Origin of the sequence: Sporosarcina sp. FSL W7-1283 (genome assembly GCF_038003105.1) — a bacterium.
In the GTDB taxonomy this organism is placed as follows: Bacteria; Bacillota; Bacilli; order Bacillales_A; family Planococcaceae; genus Sporosarcina; species Sporosarcina newyorkensis.
This window is the reverse complement of the sequence record NZ_JBBOOL010000001.1, coordinates 2,718,600-2,741,958: the sequence shown is the minus strand read 5'-3', so window position 1 is coordinate 2,741,958 and position 23,359 is coordinate 2,718,600. Positions and strand designations below refer to the sequence as shown.

Annotated in this window: 37 protein-coding genes; all 37 read left to right on the top strand. The window is 45.4% G+C overall.

Annotated features, from left to right (window positions below):
- Nucleotides 1-18: 18 nt before the first annotated feature.
- The 37 genes from MKY93_RS14360 to MKY93_RS14180 all read left to right on the top strand — a co-directional run bounded on the left by MKY93_RS14360 (nt 19) and on the right by MKY93_RS14180 (nt 23,359).
- Entirely contained in the window at nt 19-234 is a 216-nt protein-coding gene (locus MKY93_RS14360) for a hypothetical protein (RefSeq protein WP_340759734.1), read from the top strand.
- Nucleotides 231-860 carry a dUTP diphosphatase gene (locus tag MKY93_RS14355; RefSeq protein ID WP_340759732.1) on the top strand — a complete coding sequence of 210 codons (630 nt, stop codon included), beginning with the start codon at nt 231-233 and terminating at the stop codon, nt 858-860. Before MKY93_RS14360 ends, MKY93_RS14355 begins: the two co-directional genes overlap by 4 nt.
- Before the next feature lie 16 nt (nt 861-876).
- Nucleotides 877-1,056, top strand: coding sequence for a hypothetical protein (locus MKY93_RS14350; protein ID WP_340759730.1), 180 nt, complete (start codon nt 877-879; stop codon nt 1,054-1,056).
- A complete protein-coding gene (locus MKY93_RS14345; RefSeq protein WP_340759727.1) occupies nt 1,056-1,223 on the top strand; it encodes a DUF6011 domain-containing protein in 168 nt (55 codons plus the stop codon). The genes MKY93_RS14350 and MKY93_RS14345 overlap by 1 nt, the downstream gene beginning before the upstream one ends.
- Complete coding sequence (locus MKY93_RS14340; RefSeq protein WP_340759726.1) at nt 1,220-1,684, top strand: hypothetical protein; 465 nt, start codon at nt 1,220-1,222, stop codon at nt 1,682-1,684. Before MKY93_RS14345 ends, MKY93_RS14340 begins: the two co-directional genes overlap by 4 nt.
- 17 nt (nt 1,685-1,701) lie before the next feature.
- Nucleotides 1,702-2,175 carry a DUF1064 domain-containing protein gene (locus tag MKY93_RS14335; protein ID WP_340759724.1) on the top strand — a complete coding sequence of 158 codons (474 nt, stop codon included), beginning with the start codon at nt 1,702-1,704 and terminating at the stop codon, nt 2,173-2,175.
- Nucleotides 2,176-2,281: 106 nt separating this feature from the next.
- Entirely contained in the window at nt 2,282-2,524 is a 243-nt protein-coding gene (locus tag MKY93_RS14330) for a hypothetical protein (protein ID WP_340759722.1), read from the top strand.
- Between the two features lie 179 nt (nt 2,525-2,703).
- Nucleotides 2,704-2,865: a hypothetical protein gene (locus tag MKY93_RS14325; RefSeq protein ID WP_340759721.1), complete on the top strand. Its 162-nt coding sequence runs from the start codon at nt 2,704-2,706 to the stop codon at nt 2,863-2,865.
- A 126-nt stretch (nt 2,866-2,991) separates the two neighbouring features.
- The gene (locus MKY93_RS14320) at nt 2,992-3,177 is read left to right on the top strand and encodes a DUF6877 family protein (protein ID WP_340759720.1); all 186 of its coding nucleotides are present in this window, start codon (nt 2,992-2,994) and stop codon (nt 3,175-3,177) included.
- A complete protein-coding gene (locus MKY93_RS14315; RefSeq protein ID WP_340759719.1) occupies nt 3,170-3,406 on the top strand; it encodes a helix-turn-helix domain containing protein in 237 nt (78 codons plus the stop codon). The genes MKY93_RS14320 and MKY93_RS14315 overlap by 8 nt, the downstream gene beginning before the upstream one ends.
- A gap of 18 nt (nt 3,407-3,424) precedes the next feature.
- Nucleotides 3,425-3,805, top strand: coding sequence for a hypothetical protein (locus tag MKY93_RS14310; RefSeq protein ID WP_340759718.1), 381 nt, complete (start codon nt 3,425-3,427; stop codon nt 3,803-3,805).
- Between the two features lie 61 nt (nt 3,806-3,866).
- Nucleotides 3,867-4,037, top strand: coding sequence for a hypothetical protein (locus MKY93_RS14305; protein ID WP_340759717.1), 171 nt, complete (start codon nt 3,867-3,869; stop codon nt 4,035-4,037).
- A gap of 99 nt (nt 4,038-4,136) precedes the next feature.
- On the top strand, nt 4,137-4,442 hold the full coding sequence (locus MKY93_RS14300) for a hypothetical protein (protein WP_340759715.1): 306 nt from the start codon (nt 4,137-4,139) through the stop codon (nt 4,440-4,442).
- Nucleotides 4,439-4,654 carry a hypothetical protein gene (locus MKY93_RS14295; protein WP_340759713.1) on the top strand — a complete coding sequence of 72 codons (216 nt, stop codon included), beginning with the start codon at nt 4,439-4,441 and terminating at the stop codon, nt 4,652-4,654. The genes MKY93_RS14300 and MKY93_RS14295 overlap by 4 nt, the downstream gene beginning before the upstream one ends.
- Nucleotides 4,651-4,845, top strand: a complete 195-nt coding sequence (locus MKY93_RS14290; RefSeq protein WP_340759711.1) for a hypothetical protein — start codon at nt 4,651-4,653, stop codon at nt 4,843-4,845. Before MKY93_RS14295 ends, MKY93_RS14290 begins: the two co-directional genes overlap by 4 nt.
- Before the next feature lie 11 nt (nt 4,846-4,856).
- Nucleotides 4,857-5,366, top strand: a complete 510-nt coding sequence (locus MKY93_RS14285; RefSeq protein ID WP_340759709.1) for a sigma-70 family RNA polymerase sigma factor — start codon at nt 4,857-4,859, stop codon at nt 5,364-5,366.
- A gap of 160 nt (nt 5,367-5,526) precedes the next feature.
- Nucleotides 5,527-5,793 (top strand): hypothetical protein, encoded by a 267-nt coding sequence (locus tag MKY93_RS14280; protein WP_340759707.1) that lies wholly within the window; start codon nt 5,527-5,529, stop codon nt 5,791-5,793.
- A 67-nt stretch (nt 5,794-5,860) separates the two neighbouring features.
- A complete protein-coding gene (locus MKY93_RS14275) occupies nt 5,861-6,085 on the top strand; it encodes a hypothetical protein (RefSeq protein WP_340759705.1) in 225 nt (74 codons plus the stop codon).
- A 45-nt stretch (nt 6,086-6,130) separates the two neighbouring features.
- Nucleotides 6,131-7,003 (top strand): terminase small subunit, encoded by an 873-nt coding sequence (locus MKY93_RS14270; RefSeq protein ID WP_340759703.1) that lies wholly within the window; start codon nt 6,131-6,133, stop codon nt 7,001-7,003.
- Complete coding sequence (locus tag MKY93_RS14265; protein WP_340759701.1) at nt 6,990-8,432, top strand: terminase B; 1,443 nt, start codon at nt 6,990-6,992, stop codon at nt 8,430-8,432. Before MKY93_RS14270 ends, MKY93_RS14265 begins: the two co-directional genes overlap by 14 nt.
- Nucleotides 8,425-9,921, top strand: coding sequence for a phage portal protein (locus MKY93_RS14260; protein WP_340759699.1), 1,497 nt, complete (start codon nt 8,425-8,427; stop codon nt 9,919-9,921). The genes MKY93_RS14265 and MKY93_RS14260 overlap by 8 nt, the downstream gene beginning before the upstream one ends.
- Nucleotides 9,908-10,894 carry a hypothetical protein gene (locus MKY93_RS14255; protein WP_340759697.1) on the top strand — a complete coding sequence of 329 codons (987 nt, stop codon included), beginning with the start codon at nt 9,908-9,910 and terminating at the stop codon, nt 10,892-10,894. The genes MKY93_RS14260 and MKY93_RS14255 overlap by 14 nt, the downstream gene beginning before the upstream one ends.
- A gap of 12 nt (nt 10,895-10,906) precedes the next feature.
- On the top strand, nt 10,907-11,164 hold the full coding sequence (locus tag MKY93_RS14250; protein ID WP_040759416.1) for a hypothetical protein: 258 nt from the start codon (nt 10,907-10,909) through the stop codon (nt 11,162-11,164).
- Nucleotides 11,161-12,342: a hypothetical protein gene (locus MKY93_RS14245; RefSeq protein WP_340759693.1), complete on the top strand. Its 1,182-nt coding sequence runs from the start codon at nt 11,161-11,163 to the stop codon at nt 12,340-12,342. The genes MKY93_RS14250 and MKY93_RS14245 overlap by 4 nt, the downstream gene beginning before the upstream one ends.
- Nucleotides 12,343-12,360: 18 nt before the next feature.
- On the top strand, nt 12,361-12,756 hold the full coding sequence (locus tag MKY93_RS14240) for a DUF2190 family protein (RefSeq protein WP_340759692.1): 396 nt from the start codon (nt 12,361-12,363) through the stop codon (nt 12,754-12,756).
- Between the two features lie 17 nt (nt 12,757-12,773).
- Nucleotides 12,774-13,832 (top strand): phage major capsid protein, encoded by a 1,059-nt coding sequence (locus tag MKY93_RS14235; protein WP_340759691.1) that lies wholly within the window; start codon nt 12,774-12,776, stop codon nt 13,830-13,832.
- A gap of 12 nt (nt 13,833-13,844) precedes the next feature.
- Complete coding sequence (locus tag MKY93_RS14230) at nt 13,845-14,189, top strand: hypothetical protein (protein WP_340759690.1); 345 nt, start codon at nt 13,845-13,847, stop codon at nt 14,187-14,189.
- A gap of 1 nt (nt 14,190) precedes the next feature.
- Nucleotides 14,191-14,574, top strand: a complete 384-nt coding sequence (locus MKY93_RS14225; protein WP_340759689.1) for a hypothetical protein — start codon at nt 14,191-14,193, stop codon at nt 14,572-14,574.
- A gap of 1 nt (nt 14,575) precedes the next feature.
- Nucleotides 14,576-15,001, top strand: coding sequence for a hypothetical protein (locus MKY93_RS14220; RefSeq protein WP_009498047.1), 426 nt, complete (start codon nt 14,576-14,578; stop codon nt 14,999-15,001).
- Nucleotides 15,001-15,840 (top strand): hypothetical protein, encoded by an 840-nt coding sequence (locus MKY93_RS14215; protein WP_340759688.1) that lies wholly within the window; start codon nt 15,001-15,003, stop codon nt 15,838-15,840. The genes MKY93_RS14220 and MKY93_RS14215 overlap by 1 nt, the downstream gene beginning before the upstream one ends.
- Nucleotides 15,830-16,051 carry an oligoribonuclease gene (locus MKY93_RS14210; RefSeq protein WP_340759687.1) on the top strand — a complete coding sequence of 74 codons (222 nt, stop codon included), beginning with the start codon at nt 15,830-15,832 and terminating at the stop codon, nt 16,049-16,051. Before MKY93_RS14215 ends, MKY93_RS14210 begins: the two co-directional genes overlap by 11 nt.
- Nucleotides 16,052-16,056: 5 nt before the next feature.
- On the top strand, nt 16,057-17,445 hold the full coding sequence (locus MKY93_RS14205; RefSeq protein ID WP_340759673.1) for a phage tail sheath N-terminal beta-sandwich domain-containing protein: 1,389 nt from the start codon (nt 16,057-16,059) through the stop codon (nt 17,443-17,445).
- Nucleotides 17,446-17,462: 17 nt separating this feature from the next.
- Nucleotides 17,463-17,906, top strand: coding sequence for an endoglucanase (locus tag MKY93_RS14200; RefSeq protein ID WP_340759672.1), 444 nt, complete (start codon nt 17,463-17,465; stop codon nt 17,904-17,906).
- A gap of 16 nt (nt 17,907-17,922) precedes the next feature.
- Nucleotides 17,923-18,414, top strand: coding sequence for a phage tail assembly chaperone (locus MKY93_RS14195; protein WP_340759670.1), 492 nt, complete (start codon nt 17,923-17,925; stop codon nt 18,412-18,414).
- 165 nt (nt 18,415-18,579) lie between these two features.
- Nucleotides 18,580-21,708: a hypothetical protein gene (locus MKY93_RS14190; RefSeq protein WP_340759668.1), complete on the top strand. Its 3,129-nt coding sequence runs from the start codon at nt 18,580-18,582 to the stop codon at nt 21,706-21,708.
- Between the two features lie 17 nt (nt 21,709-21,725).
- Nucleotides 21,726-22,379 carry a LysM peptidoglycan-binding domain-containing protein gene (locus tag MKY93_RS14185; protein ID WP_340759666.1) on the top strand — a complete coding sequence of 218 codons (654 nt, stop codon included), beginning with the start codon at nt 21,726-21,728 and terminating at the stop codon, nt 22,377-22,379.
- Nucleotides 22,376-23,359, top strand: coding sequence for an XkdQ/YqbQ family protein (locus tag MKY93_RS14180; RefSeq protein ID WP_340759664.1), 984 nt, complete (start codon nt 22,376-22,378; stop codon nt 23,357-23,359). Before MKY93_RS14185 ends, MKY93_RS14180 begins: the two co-directional genes overlap by 4 nt.

Genomic DNA, 23,359 nt, shown 5'->3' with positions numbered 1-23,359 from the left:
AAGTGAGGTTGTATTGAAATGGTCAGAGTTTATTCAAATCCAGTTTTAAGTGACGCAGAATTAATTTGGGCCTTACAACAAGAAAACGCACTCTTGCGATCCGAAATGACATTTTACGCAGACAAGAAAACATATGAAGGACAGCGCGGCAAGTATTCGGGCGTGAGGAAAATGACGTTGATCGAGACCGATAAAGGTGCGCGTGCTAGAAAAGTATTGGGGGAGACGGAATGAATTTAACCAAATTATTTGAAACGCAAAGAAAACTAGATGATCGGATTGTGAGGGAAAAAAGGTTGGAAGGGCAGGATTTACTACCTGAAAAGATTCTCGCCTTGCAAGTGGAATTGGGCGAGCTTGCGAACGAGCAACGTTCTTGGAAGTTTTGGAGTGAGGATCGGGAGCTAAGGACTGAAGCGCCATGTAAGAATTGCGACGGGTCAGCAGTGTGTCATCCGTTTATCGGAACTGAACACAGCCATATTGAAGAAGTATGCGAGGTATGTCAGGGTTCCGGTTCAGAAAATCCTCTTCTCGAAGAATACGTGGACTGCTTGCATTTCATTTTGTCGATTGGGAATGAATTTGGTTTTAACAACAGGAGCTATACACCGAACGATGCATTTGTAGAAATCATAAAGGATCTTGGTATAGAAAAATTGCTGATAGGTTTGCTATCCAATCCCATTAAGTTGGTTAGTGATAAATACGAAAAAGAAAAGCGTCAAACGGTATATAGCGAAATCGTTGTAGGATTTGTAACTTTAGGAGAAATGCTCGGCTTCACCTGGGAACAGGTAGAGGATGCCTACTACGACAAAAACAAAATAAATCACGAACGCCAAGCTTCAGGCTACTAAATAGGAGGCGATCACCATGCTCTCCATGCTTATCAAAGACGACTATAAACAGCCGTTAGTGGCATTCGGGCATTTGTCTAATCAGGAAATCAAACAGCTACGGAGTGAGGGCTACCGGGTTCACTGGCGTGAGGAAAACAATCCGCAAGTCAACAGACACGGCATTCCAATTCGGCGTATGAAAGGAGTGGTCTGATGGCAATCTGCAAACGGTGCAATAAGCCATTGAAAACATCGAAAAGCATTGAAATCGGGTACGGGCCGGTGTGCAAACGGAAGCACGAACAAGCCGAGGCGGAGTTCCTTAAACGTCAAATTACGATCGATGAAGAAATTGAATATCAGGAAAAGGTGAGCGTATGAGCAAGCTGATCAGTACGATCAAATGCCATTACAAGTTCTTCAAACAACCGGATCAAATAGGTGACGTCATCGAGGTGAATAAAGAGCCTTGGTTGATAATCGGCATCGAGGGGTTTAAGTTGACCAGTCAAACTCTTTTCGTATGGTACACCTGCCAGAATTTAAGTATTAGCGACTATGTCGTGAACGGACAAATGAATACCGGAGGTTCGCACGAAGTCGAGCTAGAAGCGCAACTGAAATTCAATCACGAACAATGGGATTTGATAAAACCCGGATCAACCACAACAGCAAAAGACGGAAATGTCTATAGGTTTATTGAGTATACAGAAATCAGTCTTAAGGGCACTGATCTTTATGTTTCGATAACTGCTAGAAGAGTTTATCCAGTCAATCGCAAAAAGGCAAAAGCCAAGTTCATACATGATCGAAAAAAGAAATTGAAACTCGAAGTACACTAGTCGAAAGGAGCAGCGTATTGCGAAAACCATACAGCCGACCGCGGGCACCCCGGCCCCAGAGGCAATTCCACAAAAAGAAAACCGAGATTGATGGTATTTCATTCGACTCATTGACGGAAGCCACCTATTACGAGCATCTAAAGCGTGATCCATTAGTCAAAGATATTGTGACGCAACCGCAATTCAAAATCATCGAGAATTACACGGTTACTTGCAAGCGTTGTGCAGGCTCTGGAAGGCAGGCAAGCATAAAGACAGGCAATCCTATCAATTGTTCGTTATGTCGCGGCAAGGGCGAGCGACAGAAGTCAGGCGCGGTGTATACAGCTGATTTCAAAGTTACGTATATTGATGGATTTGTAGAGTACATCGATGTAAAGGGAGGACCCGTTACTAGGGATTTTCCGTTAAGAAGAAAGTTATTTGAGCAAGCGACCGGTCAAGAGTTGGTCGTCGTTAGGTTAAAGCATAAAGAGTGGGTGAGGGAATGATGTTTTATTTATCGGCAGCCTTGGTTTTCTTGGTTGCCTACGCGTTGGGATATTTAGAAGGTATGGCGCGGTAGACGGATTAAGTGCAACAAAAGGAGTGAACCAGATGATTGAAAAAGTCGATTTTTTCGAATACGACACTACGCCGACAGAAGACAATGAGATAGTGGTCGCCTTCAAGGTTAAAGGCATTGGTGATTGTGAAATGAAAATCCCGGAAAAAACACTGAGAGATATGCTGGCATGGATTGATTTAAAAACTCTTTGTTTGGATTGCAGAAAAGAGAAGAGAAATCCTGGGCTTGAAGTTTGTGGGACTTGTTATCGTGAACGGATTTGGGGAAGTTGATGCACATTTCTAAAAAAAGAAGGTGAAATAATGGAATGTAAATATTGTGATATGGGTTTCCCGACAAATTATGAAGGCGATGTCGTTTGCGGTGGTTGCGGTGCTGAGTGGACTGATTGTGCCATCACTGCCGAAGGAGATTGATGCACACTTCGAAGATGATGAGAAGGAGTGATCGAATGCCGAGTGAATATATCGTGCGAGTACCCAAACGTTACCGTTCGTGCAAGTGGAATGGTATGCGCGTCCAAATAATCGAAGAAGATGAAGCGTACGCAATTACGATTAACCAAAAAGGAAGGAAATTAAGATTTTATAAGAAGTGGCTTATCCCTGCATAGTTCGAAGATGAAACCCATTAAAACAGACCGCAAAGCGCGGTCTACACTCACCATTCGGTGTGATAACAGTCTCAGCGAGTGGAGCTGTAAATAAACCTTGTAAATTTTGGACAACAGGAGTAACACATGAAAACAAATCCGATTTATGAAATAAGCAGGCTAGCGGACGAGCTGCCGCTGGAAGTATTGCAAGATATGCATGCTCGGATGGCCGATTGGCTGGCGAGTGGGGGCAATTATGATGATCCGTATATGTTCGAGCAGTTGAGGTATGCGGAAAATGTGGTTAGGAGGATGGAGAAGAATGGTTAACGCTTTAAAGCATGAAGACACTCACATCCTACTGGAAAGCGCAGATGTGCAGTGGTATTGGGATGGCAATCAGATCATCAGGTTTCGTGAGTTATGGCGTGAGGGTGCTTCGGTTGAGGAGATAGCAGAGGAATTGGGTAGCAATTCAATCAGTATTGCGTTGTTGGTTATGGATCAGGCGGAAGAAAGTAATATTCGACCGCGGCGGCTTGGGTTGTTTGGGAAATGAAAATGAGGAGTGATTTATATGCGAAAAGAACAGTGGATGCATAACGAAATAGAAGATTTATGGATGAACTGCGAAACTTTCAACACAAAGCAGGAGGCGATAGAAGCAGGAAGAGAAGAGTACAAAGGTGAGCGAACACATTTCTTCGTGGGGCGACAAGAAAAAATAAGTTACACCCCTAGTGTGGATGTCGGTCGCATTCTGGAAGACATTTCAGAAAACGTATATGACGAAGTTGGTGAGGCGGCAGGAGACTACTTGGATGACGTTCGGGAGAAAGACCATTCCGAATTGGAAGAAAAGATGAATGCTGTGCTGAGCGATTGGATGAAAGCGCACAAGTATGAACCGAATTATTACCTGGTGATCAATATTGAGGAGGTATCCGAAGAGAAGTAAAAAAAAGACAGGATCTCTCCCGTCGTAGCTGACATTATTGTAACACACAAGGAGGGGTCCTGTGGGGAAAACAGCGGAGCAAGAAAAGGATATCGTGTTTTTAGAGGTGAACGGAGAGCGCATTCCGCTTTATGCAAAAGATCACGGAGAGGATTGTTTAGTGTGGAAGCATGGGCGCCTACTGGATATCGTGAAGAGTGAAAGAATACGCGTTCGCGGAAGTAATAACTGAATAGATTAGTCCTTACGGAAGAACCGACTGGGCGCTGAATAACAGCTTATTTGCTGTTGTTTGGTGTCCTTTTTATTTTGAAAAAGGGAGATGGGAAACGTGGAAAAACAATTTACTACAAGTGGGAACGAATTGATGATAGCGATAAAAAACGCAGCTTTGAAACTGCAAAACATGGAACCGGTGTATGACGTGGAAACCGGCGAGCTGCTTACAGAACGACTTGCCTTGACAATGGTTGATTTTGAAGTGATTCCAAAGAAAGAGATGAACCATGGAAGGATTTACGCCGGTTACCGTTTGAGCAACCAGGGCAAGACGAAACGTTATGAGGGCATTATCACAATCTGCAGGTATACGGGAAAATTAATTTCAGGCACTTGGGATGAGGTGGGTCCGTTATGAGTCTATTCATAAATATTTTTCGAACGGTAGCGCTGGCGATGCTTTACAACGTTCCTGGCTACTGGATCGCAAAAGTGGTTATTCATTTCAACTTGGCGATTAAAGTTTACACGGAATTTGGAACTAAATACATGATAATCTCAGTGCATATTGCGGTAGCAACAATCGCAACTATGTACGCGTTTATCCATGCTCGGAGGGATAGTGAATGAATAAAAGCTTAAAAGAACAACTCGTTGAAGCGGGGCTAGTGCGGTCCGTCAAACAGGTGAATGCGGAAAAAGATACTATTACAAGCAAGAAGCGAAACGAGCGGTTGAGCGAGCGGGATTTAGCGGAATTGATGGGAACTAACAGACCTACGTACGAACGGAAAAAAGGCGGCGCTTTTAGACAACGATAGGAGGGATGGCTATGACAAGCTGGGTGGGTGAAATGATAGTTTCTTACACAGAGAACAGGCGGGCTTTAGCTGAATTGAAACGTGGATTGAATCCAGAGAATCCAAAAGATGCGGAGGACGAGGCAATGATTAACAGTATGATTCGTGATATGAGTGAGAGTATTGATTGGTTGCGTACTGGGAAGGATCCTAAAGTTATGAAAGGTATTCACGTCGACTCTGTTTATCATGTTCGATCATATGAAAATGTGGACCTAATTCCGGATATAGAGAGGGAATTGAGGGAAGAGAACGATATCAATAAAAAGCACCTATTCATGACAAGTGAAGAAAAAATAATCATGTCAGAAATACTAGCATCATTTTCAGAACGGGAAAGAATTTGTTACTTGTTGCATGTAGGTCATAAAAAGAGTTTTGCTGAAATCGCTAATGAGCTTGGCATAAGCCGAAGTACTGTACAAACCCATATAACACGGGCTAAAAATAAGGTTAAACAAAAATCTCCGGAAGTCGTTTGACTATCTATGTCATGCAGATGTCATGCAGAACTTGCATATACGAGGGGAACCATTAAAGGAGGGGGTGCGTTCGTACGACAGAATGCCTCCTGCAAGCCCCATACATAACGAGTGAATTTTCACCTTCCATGAAGTAGTATGTAAGCGGGAGGTGTAAGCAATGAAAAATGCAGCTGAATTATTGATTGAGGGATTAAGAATAAAGGAATCTCACACCGAAAAACTAGATATGTTGAATACCGATATCACGAAAAGAAACAATGAAGAAGTAATGAATTTCATTGATGACGTTGTTTATTTTTGTGAAAACGCAGAAATCAACAAGGAGATTCAACAATCTCTGAAAGATGGAATAAAGTTTATACCTGGAAATCCGTCTACAGTTTTAGATGGGCAGTTGGAGAAGTTGCGTTCGCTAATTAAATAAGAAACTTAAAAACAAGCCGCTCTATATGAGTGGCTTTTTCTATGCCTAAAAATAAAGGAGTAGTCACATGGATATCAAGTCATATAAACAGAAAAAGAAGCGTGGTTTATCTGTCAGGCAAGTTATCGAAAGCGCTTTGAATGATGTGGATCAATTGGACAGCATCGTGATAGTTGCGAAGTATGATAATAACAATATTGCTACTGGCTATTCAGGTGATAACAATGTCGAGTTGGCCGGCTTGTGCGAATTCGTAAAAGCGGAACTGGTAGAGCTTATAGCTGAGGAATAAACAGGATTTCGACGTCAGAAAATATTGGAGGCGGAAGTGATGTAGATGCCGAATTGGGAAGAGATTCAGAGAGAGTGGGAAACAACAAAGATAACCCTTGCTGCATTGGCTGAAAAGCATGGCGTGAAGCTGGGCACTTTGAAAAGCAGAAAGAGCCGTGATGGATGGTCGAGGGGTGCTCCTAAAAAGGATGCAACCAAAACGCAAAAGGTTGCAACCCCCGAAAAAAGGATGCAACCAAAAAAAGAGCAATTTGAGCCTGTTGTAGAGTCGGATGATTTGACCGATAAGCAACGGCTTTTTTGTATTTACTACATTAAGAGTTTCAATGCGACGATGTCCGCTATTAAGGCGGGGTATGCAACGAATAGTGCTCATGTGGAAGGTAGTCGACTGCTAAGAAATGCTAAGGTGGCTGATGAGATACGCAGACTAAAAGGTGAAATGCAACAAGGTGTGTTTATTGACGCTATGGACGTACTCAACAAGTATATCCAGATAGCATTCGCAGACATAACAGATTATGTCATGTTTGGCAGCGCGGAACGACAGGCAGTAGATGAGCAGGGCAGACCTAAACTGGATGACAACTTCAAGCCAATTACCTACCGTGAAAGCTATGTCGATTTGAAGAATCACGATGTAGTGGACGGCACTATCATAACGGAAGTAAAGATGGGGCGTGAGGGTGTATCTGTCAAACTAGCTGACAAGATGAAAGCTATGGACTTTCTTGCAAAACATTTTGATATGGTTCCTGACCGCTTTAAACGACGTATTGAAGAGGAGCGTCTTGCAATCGATAAAGCTCGTCTTGCCAACGACCAAGACAATGAAAAGAACCAAGAGGATTGGAAAGATTCGTTGCTCGAAGTTGCGGAACGCAGGAAAAGGATGAAGCAAAATGAAGAAACATGAACAGCCCTATAACGTCCTGATCGACCTCATCGATGTGTACTGGGATGATCCGGTGGCTTTCGCTGAAGACATATTAAATTTCTACCCCGATTCGTGGCAGAGAAATGTGTTGAATGATTTGGCATCCCACCCATTCGTTTCAGTGCGTTCTGGACAAGGTGTTGGAAAGACGGGACTTGAAGCGATAACGGTCATTTGGTACTTGTGCTGCAGACCAAACCCAAAAGTCATTTGTACAGCGCCTACGAGACAACAATTGAACGATGTCTTATGGGCAGAGATCTCCAAGTGGTTGGAATCATCGTTGGTCAAGAACTTTCTTAAATGGACAAAAACAAAGGTTTATATGGTCGGTAGTGAAGAGCGATGGTTCGCCACTGCGCGCACTGCCACCAAACCAGAGAACATGCAGGGGTTTCACGAGGACTACATGTTATTTGTGGTTGATGAAGCGTCAGGTGTAGCAGACAACATCATGGAAGCCATTCTTGGTACGTTGTCCGGTGCTGAAAACAAATTGTTGATGTGCGGTAACCCCACTCGGACCAGTGGGGTTTTTTATGATTCCCACCATCGGGATAGAGGGGATTACAAAACACACAAGGTCAGCAGTTGGGACAGTTCTAGGGCAAGCAAAGACAATATTGAACGCTTAATCCGAAAGTATGGAGAGGACAGTGATGTTGTCCGAGTTCGTGTCTACGGGGACTTTCCAAAGTCTGAACCGGATACATTCATTCATTTGGAAAAAGTCGAAGGAGCGGTCATGCGAGAAGTTTATCCAATGGAAGAAGGCAAGGAACTATTTGAAGTTCTTCCAGAAGGTGCACCGCTTGAAATAGGAGTCGATGTAGCGCGTTACGGTAATGATGAAACGACCATCGTCCCTCGAATCGGAAAATTAGTACCATTTTTGCGCACTTATTCTAAACAAGACACGATGACCACGGCGGGCTGGGTAATTAACATTGCAATGGACCTGATGCTCGAGTACGGAAAGCCTTCGTGTATTGTGAAAGTCGATGACGACGGAGTCGGCGGTGGTGTGACTGATAGATTACGAGAGGTTGTCGCAGAAGAAAATCTCTATATTGACGTGATTGATTGTCATAATGGCGGTCGCGCTTTGAATCCAGAGCGTTACGACAGCTGGGGGTCGGAATCCTGGGCGACCATTCGGGATCTTCTCCATGACGATGAGATTCAAATTCCGGATGATGAAGACCTTGTTGGTCAATTATCGACTAGGAAATACTTCATTACCTCAAAAGGAAAAATTCGACTTGAGTCAAAAGATGATATGAAAAAGCGAGGCTTGAGATCGCCGGACAGGGCAGATGCTTTGGTATTGGCATTCGCTAACACGGGACATCAAGCATTTGATGAAGATCTCGCTTCGCTAATGAGGGGGGTGAAAGTACATGGCTAGTTGGTGGGGTAAGGTGGCCGGGGAAATATCGAAACTGAGAGGCGGGTTACTTGGCGTGACTGCCGGGTCGATAGGCGGCTACTCATTAGATAGCAGTAAAGTAGATTACGAAATGACTAAACAGTTGTATTACAACACAAATGATAGTTACAAGCTAGGCGCCGGATTTGCAAAACCAATCATAAACAATAAAGTCAGCTTTATGGGGATTCCGGCGTTTAAATCCCAAGATCCAGAGGCGCAACTGGTGTTGGATTCATTTTTCGAAGCAAACTCATCCAACATGCAACGTACTAAACGAGATACCCTTCGCGATGGGGATTGTTACGTTTGGATAACGTTAGAAGACCAAGAAGACGCCTCGCTTTATCCTGAACAACCTACACGATTGGTTTATAGCATCATCCCGCCTGGACAGGTGACCGAAATAAAACGCGATCCGTTGACAGGTTCTGTACTCGAATATGTATTAGTGTCCTTTCATCAGTGGCTTGATGAAAAGGGTGAGAAAAAGAAAGGCACCGTCACCCAGCGGATACGACGAGGAGAAAGGGTCGTCGAAGTGAAGGATGACATTCCCGAAGGGATTGAGGTGGGCGTTCATCCGACTCCTTGGGATTTCATTCCGATCATTCACTTCAAAAATGAAGGCGACGAAGGCGTATACGGTCAATCGGAGCTTGAGGCGGTCGAACCGTATTTGAAAGCCTATCACGATATCTTATTGCACGCGATCAAGGGTTCTAAAATGCATAGCACCCCACGGTTAAAACTTAAAATCAAAAGCCTTTCGAACTTCTTGAAGAATAACTTTGGTGTTAAGGATGCTGCTGAATTCGCAAAGAATGGCGGTACGTTGGATTTGGATGGTCAAGAACTGTTATTAATGGAAGGCGAGGATGACGCAAGTTTCATTGAGGTGAAATCAGCAACAGGAGATGCGCAAGTTTTATTGAAATTGCTATTCTATTGCATTGTTGACGCCTCTGAAACTCCTGAATTTGTATTCGGTGTGCATACGCCTTCCAGTTTATCCTCGGTCAAAGAACAGATGCCTATACTTATCAGGTCGATTGAACGTAAGCGTGAACACTTTGCTGAAAGTTGGCAGCGGATGGCGCGTATCGTCTTAGCAATGACGGCTCAATCGGAAAATATGTCATTTGAAACGTATAGCACTGAGTTGAAATGGGTCAATATTGAAGCTCGAACTGGTGAGGAAATCAGTAAAGAAATATTAAATGTAGTCAATGCCCTAGTCGCGGCGTTGGGCAATAACATTATCAGCGAAGAGGCGGCTGTTAACTATCTGGCTAAACTTGTTGACACGATGAACAATTACGTAGAAGAGAATGGCGAAAACGAAAAGGACCGCATCAATGCAACGCGGATCAATCGTTTGCGTATGCCGGATAGCGATGATCTAGAAGGGCAACTAACTACGATTAAAAAGCAATTGAGCGGACGTGGTGCAGATGGCGAAACGTAGAACATACGAACTGACAGGAAACAGCACTTACTCCTTGCAAGCTCGTAAACAATTAATTGAGTTGTTATTACATCAAGACAAAGAGATACAACGCATCTTTATTAAAAACGCCGACGATCTTGCTGCCGAAATTAGGCGTTTGGAAGTAGAGGGGCATTCATATCAGCTGAGTGAAGTGCTCGATGTGCTCCTGCAACAGAATACGGAAGCGCTTGAAGAAAGTTTGAATGCTCTGCTCATGGAAGGTTTGCAATTAAGCGTCGAAGCCGGTATGCATCAATCTAAACAGATTACGTTGAAAATACTAAAAAAAGCCAAAATGGATTGGAAGCCGATTGAACGTACGTATTTTAGACAACACACTCAAGCAGTTGAAGCCATGCAGACGCGGACAATAAAAGGCTTGAATCTGTCCGATCGCATCTGGGGTAACAGCCGAAAGACTAGCAACGCCATCGGCTCTATCGTTCATGAAGCTATTGCGGCGGGCGAACATCCTTACAAGGTCGCTGAAATGCTTGAACAGTATGTACGCAATGGCGCCAATTCGTTGGTCGCTGAATATCCAAATATGGTGGAGCGGCTAGAAGGTAATATTCCTATGAATCTAAGCTACGAATCGTTGCGGCTCGCTCGCACTGAAATGGCTGCGGCGTTTGGCGAGGCATCGATACAAGGCGCCGAACTCAATCCAGCGAACAAGGGCATTCGGTGGAGTTTGTCTAACGCTGGTGTCGCTTGTGATAAGTGTAAAGACATAGCTGGACATGACAGTGGTATGGGTGAAGGTGTTTACAAAGTGGAGGATCTGCCCGAATACCCTGCCCATCCAAATTGTTTGTGTAATCTGTCAGAAGTGACTGAAGAGATTGACGATCTAGTTAATCGATTGATTGAGTGGAATGCTAACCCGTTGGCGCACCAGGATATTGAACATTGGTATCAGACGGTTTATAAAACAGGAGAGTTATAGGAGGTGGACGTAGTGACGAAAAGTGATATTCACGTACTGGCTTTTAATAATGCGGTCCGAGTTGATTTCGAAGAACATTCGCTTTCAAGGACAGTGCTTCTCAACGTTGTCGGAAAAGAGAGAAACAGAATTAGATTTATAGATGCAGTTGAACGAATGAGACCAGTGAACATTCAGTATCTCTATAAACAGGAACGTTTCATACTGATCGCTAGACTTAAACGCTACTTTAAGGGAAAGGTATCGTTTAAAGGAGGTGAGAAAAATTGACTCAACCAATCATCTGCGGCGAAATGTCGCAAAGTCAAAAGAAAATCTTTCAACTGTTCGGCAACCTCGCCGGTGAAATGAGAATCGATGACATTCCAACTGCTCCGTCCGTTAACATTGACGAACTGAAAAAAGGGGATTCAGATCCATTAGAGGTGGTGGTAGAGATCCCTGCCAGTAAATCTAAACGGGGTTGGAACTACAAAGGTCAGTCCTTGCAAGATATCGTTACAGCGGTAAACAGTAGCACGCTCAATGGTTTTCTAGGTCATCAAAAACCTGAAGACGTCAGCAATCAGTTCTTGCCTCCAGTGACCCATTGGGTAGGCGCTAAGATGGTCGGAGAGATTGCGTACTTTCGTGGCGTTGTTGACTCATCTGCCACGGACTTAAAACGGTGGATTCGGTCCGGTCGTATCAAGCAGGTGTCTATCTTTGGGCGACCTAAACTGCAACGATCTGGACGTGAGACGAATGTTGTCGGTTACGAGCCAATGTCCATTGATTGGACGCCGTTAGATAGAGCAGGGATGAATACTCGCATCGTCGCTATGAGCGGCGAAATGTGGGACCTGGAAGGCGAAGGTCCGACAGGTGAAATGAATGGAAATGAGGGAGGCAAAACAATGAATCCAGAAGAAGTATTGGCAGCATTGAAAACAATGCTAGGAAACAAACAGATTACAGTTCCGATGATTGCGGGTGAAATGGGATGGAAGCCAGATGAAGTTGCGGCGGACATCGACTCGAAGTGGGTTAAAAATGTAGTGGAATCAGCAGAGGAACTTAAAAAGGCGAAAGAAGCCGTTGGACTGTCGGGCGAAATGAGTATGATCGACTTCGCCAAGAAAGCCCAAGATGCAATCAAGGCACAAGAAGCGGCAGGATTTGAAAAGACGATCGGTGAAATGATGGACAAGAAAATTGAGTCCGATTCAATTAAAAAGGACATTAAAGACGAAAAGACCGTCATCGGAAAACTGTGGTCCTATCATGCCGCAAGGATCACTCCTGATATGGCGAACGATAAGATTGCCGGGGAAATGGACGCCTTCCTTGCCGATGAAAGCGTGAAATCTATCATTAGTGATTACCACAAAGAAAAGCCTTACCGCGCCGCCACAGACGGAAGTAATAGCCAGACACAAAAAATCAAAACAAAGCGTGTTTCGCTTTAATAAGGAGGAAGAACATATATGCCAGAAGCAAGAGCAATTCCAACAACTACCTACCAATCCTATCGCGCTAAGGTTTCCGATGGTAAAAGCGTTCGAGTGACCGTACCGGAAAACACAGCGATTGAAGATCAACAGTTTTATGAAATTGATGGATTTTTCGGTCCTGCAATGCAATCGGTTGTAACGGAGGCGGGCGAGACGTCGGAAGTCATCTTGAATATCGAGCAAGCGGAATACGAAACAAATCAGATCCAGACGACAAAAGCGTTCAAGGTTGGCGATCCAATATATTTCACTGCAGGAAAATTTACTCCGGAGGCCGGGGTCGAAGGCGCAAACCGCCTAGTCGGCCGTGTTACACAAGGCAAAGATCAAAATAACGTCATCTGGTTCATTCTAGGACCACAGGTTTAAGGGGGAGGAATTAGAAAATGAGAACACACTCAATTGAAGAGCTTAAAGAGAAACGTCGCAAGGGGACCATTGAAACTGAGGTTCCTTTTTTGTTTAACGGAAAACAGGAAGTTGTGCCGAAAAAGATTGTCAACGGTGAGATGGAAGTCATTGATATTGACAAGCCGATCGGCGAAATGATGACATCTGAAACTTCACGGAAAGAACTTGTACAAAAAGTTGTGCTCGATGTGGAGCTGGGCCGTGAAGAAGTTCCGGTGCTTTACAATCCAATCTATGAATTGTTGACGGACCCGAACTTTCCAAAAGAATTTGAAGCAAAGTGGGCTCAATCTGGAACAGTTATTTTCTTCGAACACTTGGAAGGTGAAGAGGTCAAATTCGGTTCGCTTCAAGCGGAAAGCGGACCAATTGCTCGCTTGAAGGGTTATGCAGCCGGTTTTGAATATACGAAGGAAATGGAAATCTTTAATCAGATGTTCAACTTCGAGATCATGAACAGAGCTTTTGGTGAAGCTCATAACGCTTTACTCAACCACTTACATCTCGGTCCAATCATTGGACACTCATACAAAGCAGGAAACAAAACCGCAGCTCAATTTGTAAGTGAAACAGGCAAGGTTCTTGAAAATAAAACTGGGGCACACTACGCGCTTTCTTTGCGTGCGACATTACGCAAGGCTTTAAAAGACACGCGCACAGCCAAGCGTCCAGGAACAGTCCTCCTTGCTAACTCTGCGGATAAAGAAGACATCCAAGAAGCGCTTGGCAGCATGACGTATGCGGCAACCCCTTATGGGGCGACAAGCGGTATCACGGACATCATTTACTACGATGGCTGGGAAACGGACGTTGCTCGTAAATCCTATGCTTATCCAGGAGTACCTGAAGGTAAAGCGTTCCTAGTTCGCCCGAAACGCGGATTCAAGGAACTTGTGAAGCAGGGTTTGCAAGTGCAGTCAACTATCGGTGATCTTTCTCGTCTTGTTGAAGCGCAAATTGTTGGCGATTTCTGGCGCGGAGTTTTCGCTGCGGTTGATGAAAACGTTCAGGAAATTACATTTCCCGGGCAGTGAGGGGTGATCTGAATGATCATTGAAGTCGATACTATCAGGAAGATGAGACGACACTTGAATGAACCTGATGCAGATCGATTTACAGACGAAGACCTTGTTGAACTATTGATAGATTACCCGACGTTCAACAAGGCGGTATCTGTTGGATGGACTATAAAGGCTGGGATGATCCAACGCGAGTTGGGGACGATGGATGAATACTCCACTGGAGATGAAAAGTATAAGTTCACAAATCTATCGACTGCAATCAATGCAGCTCTGTCCATGGCTCGCCAATACGATGTGCTTGATGCACAAACCTTAAATGCCGACGCAAGTAGTATGGTGCTAAGGTTTAAGGCTCCGGACGTGATATAACATGATGAAAAGTTTGATCGATTTGCGCAGGAAAAACACGCAATGGAACATCGGACAGAATCCAATTGAAATCATGATAAATCGCCGTGAGAAAGTGAATATGGGCGGGTATATGGATGAAGTTGAATCCGTTACCGGCCCTTTTGTTGTGCGGATTTTTTCTTCTGGTGGATCGCCGCAGGAAATCACGACGCTTGCCGGTCAAAAACAAGTAGATCGTCATTTCGGTTTGCTCGCAGACTATCAAGCGGACATCCAAGCCGGGACGCTTGTAACAGATGAATTCGAAGCGATGGGCATGAAGTTCCAAGTTAAGGCTATCTATCCGCAAACCATTGCCGGTGAAATTGTAGGCTATCAAGGCGAACTGGAAAGGGTGACATGACATGGCGAATTTTCACGCAGATGAATACTTAGATAGAAAAGAAGCCGGCATGTATCTGCTAGGTCGAAACATCGGCAAAGGGATGGAACGAACAGCGAAAATGAAAGCCCCTTGGAGGGATCGGACCGGTAACACCAGGAGAGCCATTCATGGAGGTGCTGACCCGACCGCAAATGGAGCAATCATTTATTTGGCGCACGGCTCAATGGTCGGAACTTATCTTGAAGAAGGTACGGGCATTTATGGTCCACGCGGCACTCCGATTGTTCCGGTTCGTTCTAAAGCGTTGCGGTTTACGGTGGGCGGCAGTCAAATCTTTGCTAAAGAAGTCAAAGGAATGCCGAAACAACCAATCATTGAACCGACAGCAAAAGAAAGCTTGCCTATGATCGAAGAGCAAGTCTACAGGTATTGGGGGTCGACATGATGCGTGAAGAAATCAGGAACATATTAGTTGCCTCTGTGCCGCTCGTAAAAGGTGAAGTTTGGGAGCCGTCTGCTGCAGGTCCTAAGATGCCAAAACCTTCTTTGATTCTGCGCGAAGGACCCCAAGAAACAAGTGAACCATATGCCGCTTTTACTTCGCTATATGAAGTATGGCCGTATGTTAAGCGAACAACGTTTAAACAAGTGGACGCAGTTTCCAAAGAAGTGATTGTGGCGCTACACCAAAAACGATTTGATGTAGGCGGCGTGCCCCATTACGTTGAATACGTTGGAACGGCCTCAGAAGATATTGTGGATGAAGAGTGGGACGCATTAACACGAGGCCTGCGCTTCCAGGTATATTCTCTTGCTTGGCTTATGCATACGCCGGTTGAACCAGATCCGGTATCCGCTTTGCAAGTATGGTCAACAAAGCGATTCCCAACATTGCAGCTAGACCCAACACTCTGGTCACCTTCAGATTCGCAACCCGCGCTATATTGGCGTGTGGAAGCGACAAAGAAAGTTGAACCGATGAACTGGGGCGCTTGGATAACAATGCAGCTGAACGGCCATGTGATTGCGCCAGACGTCTCTGTTAGGCGTCAATTTGTTGACAGAGTGACAAGAAAACTTGCAATTGATCAAAACACTCGCATGACGGACAAATCAAAGATGCGTTTTTTATCTGTATCTGCAGATGACGGCTACGATCCATTCCGACAAGGGCAAATAAAAATAGAAGTGCAATTCGGCGTGTTGCGAGAAGCGGAAGTACATCCGTTCTTGAAACACGTTTATTTTGATTCGGAGAGAGGGGGAGAAGTACATGTCGACTGAAAAGGAAAAAACGAAAAACGTTAAGCCGGAAGCGGTTAAGCCGTTAACAGTTGAAACGCTTTATACACGAGAAGAGATAAAAGCTACACCATCCGCCTTCGGTGTCATGCCGGAGGTATTAGCCGGAGCACTGGCGATGGTCGGAGGGGATAAACTGTCCCGCAGTCAAGTTACAGAAGCAATCACGGCATTTAAAAATAGAAAGGTGTGAATTAGATGATTGGAGCAATGTTTAAGCTGGGTGAGCAAAAAGCGCGTCCTGGCGTTTATGTACGTTGGTACAATGCCGGCGGTTACGCTCGTTACTCTCGCCCTTTAGGAGTGGGCGCGGCGGTCATCAAGTCCAATTGGGGACCCGTCGGAAAAGTCTTCACTGTTGAGAGTGGCGATGAAGTAAAAGAGAAAGTTGGAACTGGCAGAGGCGCTGACCTGGTAAGAGAAATCTTCGAGGGCGGCGCTTATTTTGTGCAGACCGTTCGGATTGGCACAGGTGGTTCTCCGTCTTCATTGACGTTGATGGCAGGTGAAGATAAATCGGTAGAATTGCGGACGTTGTACCCGACATCAAGAGAGTTTTCGGTAACAGTACGTGAGGCGCTTGATCCATCGCAAAAAGAGTTGTTGGTCTTCGAAGGCAACCGACAAGTCGAATCCATTACATTCGAAGCGGGAGAAGATGAAGCTGTCGCTTTGGTTGCATCGGTACTTGCTCAAAGTAAATATGTCACGGCAACTGCAACAGGGACAGGCGTAGTGGCGGCTGTAGTTAATCAGTCACTGACAGGCGGAACAGACCCTGAAACGGTGGCAGAAGACTACACGGATGCTTACAAACACACAGAAACGAAGTTTTTCGACTCGATCACAGTGGATTCGGAAGATCCGATCATCCATGCCGCTTTGCACGCTTTTGTCCGTCGCAAGATTCGCGAAGGGTATCGAATGACAATGTTTGTTGGTGAAAAACCTTCGGTTGACTTTGAGACACGGAAATCACATGCAAAAGCATTTAACGACTTCGCGGTCGCTTATGTAGGTAATGGCGTACAAACAACCACAGGCGTATTATCCGGCGCAACAGCAGCGGCTCGTGTGCTTGGTATGTTTATTTCTGGTTCGTACAAGTCCAGTTTAACCGGCAATACCATTACGGGCGGTATAGGAATCGAAGGCGAAATGACAGCGAACGAATACAACGAGGCGGCTACAAACGGCATGCTTGTTTTTGCTCTAAATTCAGATGGTATTCCAAAGATCGACTATGGCATTAATACGCTCGTGTCACTTGGCGAGGATGAGGATGAAGGTTGGAAGAAGCTCCGCCGTGTCCGTACTCGTTACGAGTTGATTGATCGCATTACCGTAAAAATAGACAAAGCCATGTCAAATAACATCGACAATAATCATGATGATCGTCAATTTGTTTGCACGCTCGCCAATGGTGAAATCGGACAAATGATTCGTGAAGGTGGCTTAGAATCCGGCGAAATGATTGTGGATCCGGATACGGCGCCAGAGGGCGATTCCGCATGGTTTAAATTTGATGATCTGGTCGACCTGGACGGGCTTGAAAAAGCTTATCTTGCATTCGGATTCCAATATTAAGAGGGAGGTAATAGAGAATGGATGGACGTTATGTATTTAGAGCATGCGTACCAGACGGCGACGTTGTACTTGCAAACGTCGCTCCTGGTGACGTGTTAAACCGAGAATGGACGTTTCGGGCGAACTTGCCACCGGAAGTACAAGAGGCAATTGATGCAGGTGAGTTTGATCCGCGGAACATTTCGACCGGTAAAGACGGTGAATTATATGATGAGGATGGTAACTTCCTTGCTGAAGTCAACACATGGCAAATGGCTGTAGGTTTTACTAACATCGACTATAACCCAGCGGGAGACAAGATTGTCTGGGCAATTCCGGACTCCTACACAGTTACATTGACTTTTACGGAGACTATTATCAGAGATGCAATTTTGTTGCAAAAAGCATTGACAGGACTAAAAAAACGCTCACGAGGCGCAAATCTAAGCTTTACCGGCGTATTACGCACGGATCAAGAGTAATCGGAGGGGTTTATAAATGACAGAAGAAAAAAAGAATCAAGATGAACTATTGGCGGTGGAGGGCGATGTCCTCCGCGGTCTTTTAAGTATGTATGAAGATATCCAGGAAGATGTAACTGAAATCGAAATTGTCCGAAACGGCCAGAAATACATCTCGTTTAATATTCGCGGATTGTCAGAAAAACGATACAACGACCTGCAAGATATGGCGACTAAGTTTAAAAACGCGAAGAATCTAGGTGGCGTGAAAGTTGCTGAAGAAACCAACGTCACGAAATTCCGTAGTCTCCTTATCTATCATGCGACAGTTGAAGAGGATCGCAAAAAGATCTGGAATAACAAAGAAGCTTGGAAAGCCCTGAACGTTTTAAATGGTCCAGACTTGATCGACAAGGTTCTGAAGGCAGGCGAGAAGTCGGCGGTTATCGACAAGATTGACGAAATCTCCGGTTATGGTACAGAAAGCAGTGACTTAATAAAAAACTCATCGGAGCAGGAGGAAGACTAACCCTTCTGCATGAGATTTTTCAGCGTACCGGAAAGCTCCCTGATGAGATTGGCGAAAAGCCATTGAATATACAGGATTTCGCCTTTTCCTCTATGCAATATCAACTGGAGCAAGAATATGAAGAAAAGAAAGAGGCAGCTCGTGTTGCGAATCGGAGGTGATTGAATGGCGAAAGAGATTTATCGCGTCGAAATTCCGATTGAAGCGAAAGACAATTACAGTAGTACCCTAAGGCAAGCGGAACGTCACACAACACAGTTTGAAAAAAGAATGGAACGTACAGCGTCGCGAGTAAATAAGCGTCTTAACGACCTCACAAATGGGCGATGGTCGATGACAATCAATGCGGTGGATAAAGCTTCTCGCGTCGCGAATCGTGTATCATCTTACATTCACCGCGTCGCGAATCGTAGCTATCGCTTCACACTTAGAGCTTTTGATATGGCGTCTCGCACAATCGGCGGGGTTCGCAGAGCACTCACAAGCATCCCCGCACTTGTCACAGTCACCTTAGGAGTGATTGGTGCAGGTAAGTTGAAAGATGCCACTGTGGGGGCTGCCATGAGTTTTGAGCAATACGAGGTCTCCATGACACACTGGTTGGATGGTAATCAAAAGAAAGCCAAGAACTTGGTCAAGTGGATGGGGCAGTTTGCGGATACAACGCCTTTCAGCTCGGTGGATTTGTTCCCAGCTCTCACCCGTGGTATCGGCGTGACCGGCGGCGACGTGAAGCAGGCACAAGGCTTATTGAAGTTATCTGCTGACATGGCTGCATTAACTCCTGGTACGTCTGTATCGGACGCTATGGAAAGTTTAGCTGATGCCCAAATGGGCGAAATGGAACGGCTAAAAGCTTTTAATATGACGTTCACCAAAAAAGAGTTCGACAAAATAGGTTTTGCCGGCGTTGTGGATCAGTTAACTCAAAAGTTCGACGGTGGTGCGGAAAAGCTTTCAAAAACCGCATTGGGCGTGCTTAATACGTTAAAAGGTTATAGATCTTCCCTTCTACGTTCACTTGGAGAGGGAATACTGAAGCCGATGAAACCGCGTCTGGATTCGATTAATCAATGGTTGGCGGACAATCAAGATAAGTGGAGTAGCTGGAAGGGCACCGTGAAAAAGCATGGCAAGCAAGCGTCAGAGTTTGTTTTTTCTAATTTAGAAAAAGGCTTCAATTATGTACAGTCACGATACCTGAATAATAAAGAATTTATGGATTTATCCTTCAAGGGGAAAGTCGACTTTATTATGGGGGACGTCAATCAATGGTGGAATGGCAAAGGCAAGAAAGCTCTCGACGGATGGTGGGAAGGCACAGGCAAGCCGTGGGCCTCTGAGATCGGCTTGTCGATTGGCGAATCGATATTTGAAGGGATTAAGTCTGGTATTTTGAAGGGCTTAGATACTCTAGGGGATATTTGGGGTAACGCTTTCGAGGAGCCATCAATGAAGTCTTTCGGTGGGGCAGGGGCGGCAACATTAGGTGCCGGCGCAATAGGAGCTATGGTTTTAAGTCCTTTGCTTAAAGTGCTCAAAATGCCATTTGATCTTACAAAATGGGCAAAAGATAAAATGCCTGGAGGTAAAAGTGGCAAAGGCGGCGGAACAACTGTTGTAACAGAGGGCAAAAAGCCTAGCGACGGTAAACAGCAGGATACAAAATCATCCAATAAGAAACCGCCCGGTCCTGTCATTTTAGACCACAACGGCAAACCAATCTCGTCCCAACCATCCAAGCCGGCATCAACAGTAAAGTCTGAGCCGAAACCGTCGGGACCTAAACCATCATCTAAACCAGATAAGAAACCAAGTTCTAAAACTCCTCCAAAACAAACAACTAAGTTTTGGGATAAATTGAAACCTTCAAATTGGAAGGGTCTTGAGAAATTAGGGAACATCGGAAAACGAATACCAGTAATCGGTTCGCTCATTGCCGCGATGTCCTTGGCCGGCTCGTCAAAAGATGAATTACCCGGAGCGATTGGAGCTGCTGGGGGCGGCATCACCGGAGCGATGATAGGTGGTGCGGTCGGTTCTGTAGTACCTGTAGTCGGGACGACAATAGGAGCGTTCGGAGGGGGGATTCTAGGCTCCATTTTTGGAGAAAAAGCAATTAACGGAGTAATGAATCACTTCGCGCCGAATCAAGCTTCCGCAGCGGAACAACCCGGGGGTGCGCCGGCAGCAAGCGGCGGGTCGCCCGCTCAGATCCCTGATTTCACAGCTATGAATCAACATGCCCAAACATTGACTACTGCTTTATCTGACATGGCATCTAAGGCGCAATCAGCCTCGCATAACGTGGACGCGTTGACCATGACGTTCGGGGAAGCGGCAGGATGGGTAGCAGGAGCGTTTTATCCACTGCAAGGCTCAACAGCTGGACTATCCCACAATGTTGATGCCTTAACCATGGTAATAGGCGAATCATCTGGTTGGATTGCTGGTGCATTTTATCCGTTATCCACTTCGGGTGGCAACCTATCTCATAACGTAGATGCTATGGCGATAACCCTGGCCGAATCGACAGTTACAGTAGCGAATTCGTTCCTGCCGCTATCCTCATCCGGCGCAGCGTTGAATCAAAACACAGGGGCTTTGAGCTTGGTGTTAGGTGAGTCATCCGGCATTGTTGTCGGTGCATACTTCCCGTTGGCAGCATCCGGTCCGATGCTACATCAAAATACATCTGCCTTAGCTATGGTGCTAGGCATGGCGTCTGGTTGGGTGGCATCCATTAACGGTGTACAGGCAGGTGCGGCGGTTGTAAAAGGAGCACTGAACAGCCTGGCAGCACGTATTAATAGCGTGCCCGCTCCGTCAGTGAGTGGTTCAGGGGCTTCCGCTCCATCGGTTGGGAAACGAAGAGGCGGACCGCAAGCTTATGCAAACGGCGGATTCATTAATCGGCCGCACTTAGGCTTGGTAGGTGAAGCGGGTCCTGAAATGATTATTCCTCTATCCAGCGGCAGGCGCGGAAGAGCGATGGATCTATTTAATCGAACAGCTTCTATGTTAGGGGTAAGACCTTACGCGGACGGCGGCTTGGTCGGCGCAGAACCGATTGTACCGGGTTACGGTGAGTCATCTCCAAACCTAGCGCTTGCTGGAACGATGGGCGGCACTATCAAATCAGGAAGTCCAAGCTCAGTGCATGTTTCTGCTCCTCTTAAATTAGAAATCAACAATGGCGGCATGGGCGACGAAAGTCAAATCCGCGGTATCGTTGTACGTTACATGAGGGAATTTGTGGACAATTTAAAAGAAGCACTGAATAACCGACCATAAGAAAGGAGGGAATCACTGTGCAATTTACTTTACTTGATTTAGCAACAAAAAAAGCGCTTATACTTCCGATCCCTCCGAAACTTATGACGGTGATCACCGGAACGAAGGTACTAACTTTTGAACCGACCGTTTTGGGTGAAATTGAATTGCCGCGCGGCCGTCTGTCCAATCAGTTCACGCTGGAAGGCATGCTGCCAGGCGAGGATACGCCGATCGATGACAGAGACTCCGAACTGACGCCGGATGAGGTGGTTGCTCAGTTCCGGGAGTGGGAAGATTCCAAGCGGCCGGGCGGAAAAGAACTACGTTTTATTGTGACGGAAACCGACTGGAACGAACCGGTGTTTTTGCGGAATTTCGAACCGGACTATTCTGGCGGATACGGAAATGTCATGTACACATTGACGTTGACAGAACAACGTCCTTTTGCCGTTAAAGAAGTAAAGCCGGAATCATCAGGGAAAAAAGAAGTACGGAAACCCAAACCAAAGCCTAAAACTCATATCGTGAAAAAAGGTGATACGTTATGGGCTATCGCGAAGAAATATAACAAAAAAGGTGCAAGTTGGACTGAATTGTGGGCGGCCAATAAGAAAAACCTCAAAAGCGGCAATCCAAACAAGATATACCCTGGCGAAAAAGTCGTTATTCCAGCGGGGTGGTTGAAATGATTGATTTGGCGAAAGTCGATTATCAAGTCATCCTGCTGCCACCGTCGGGCGGGAAAATTAACATCACGGATTTAATCGACGCTTGGACGCATGAGGAAATGGAAGATCAGATATCAGCTAAGGTCACCCTATCGTTGAAAAACGTTAAACGAGAAGACGGCTGGATGCACCAGCATGTCTTTTTGGATAAGCGTCTCGTACTGGAAGCGACAGACGGAAACGGATGGAGGGAAATCTTCCGAGGATCCGTCAAGGTGTGGAAGACCAATTCTGAAAACCACACAGTGCACGTGGTTGCTTACGATCCGAACTTTAACATTACCATTTCGAAGGAACATTATTATTTCAAGGATGGAAAAACGGCTGCAGCGTCTATCAAAGAAATCGCTTCTGAGCAAGGTATTCCGATCGGCATCGTTGACGGTCCTAATAAGCCTTTGACGAAAAAACTTTATAAAAACTCGATCGCTAATACCATGATGGAGAGACTGAAAGAATCTGAGCGCAAAGGCAGCGGGAAGTATATTATACGCTCGACAAAAGGGAAGTTAAGTTGTTTGAAAGAAGGAAACAACTCCGTAATCTATGAGCTGGATGACTGGACAACCGAAAGTAGCTCAGACGAACGATCAATTGAAAAGTTGATCACTAAAGTGAAGATTTACGGGAATTCCAAAGGGGATGCCCGTCCGAAAGTTGAGGCTGTTAAAACCGGGAAAACCGAATTCGGCACAACGCAAGAAATCCTCTACAAATCCGATTTCGATAATATGAAAGCGGCTAATGAAGCGGCTGCTGAAATTTTAAAAGAAGACGGTAATCCAGAAATTAACAGACCGTTAATTCATCCGGATATTCCATGGATCCGAAAAGGCGACAAAGTGAGAGTTAACTCGGGAACCATTAATACTATGTGCATTGTCAAAAGCGTGTCTCGTGATATGCATAGCAAAAAGATGATGCTGCAGTTAAAGGAGTGA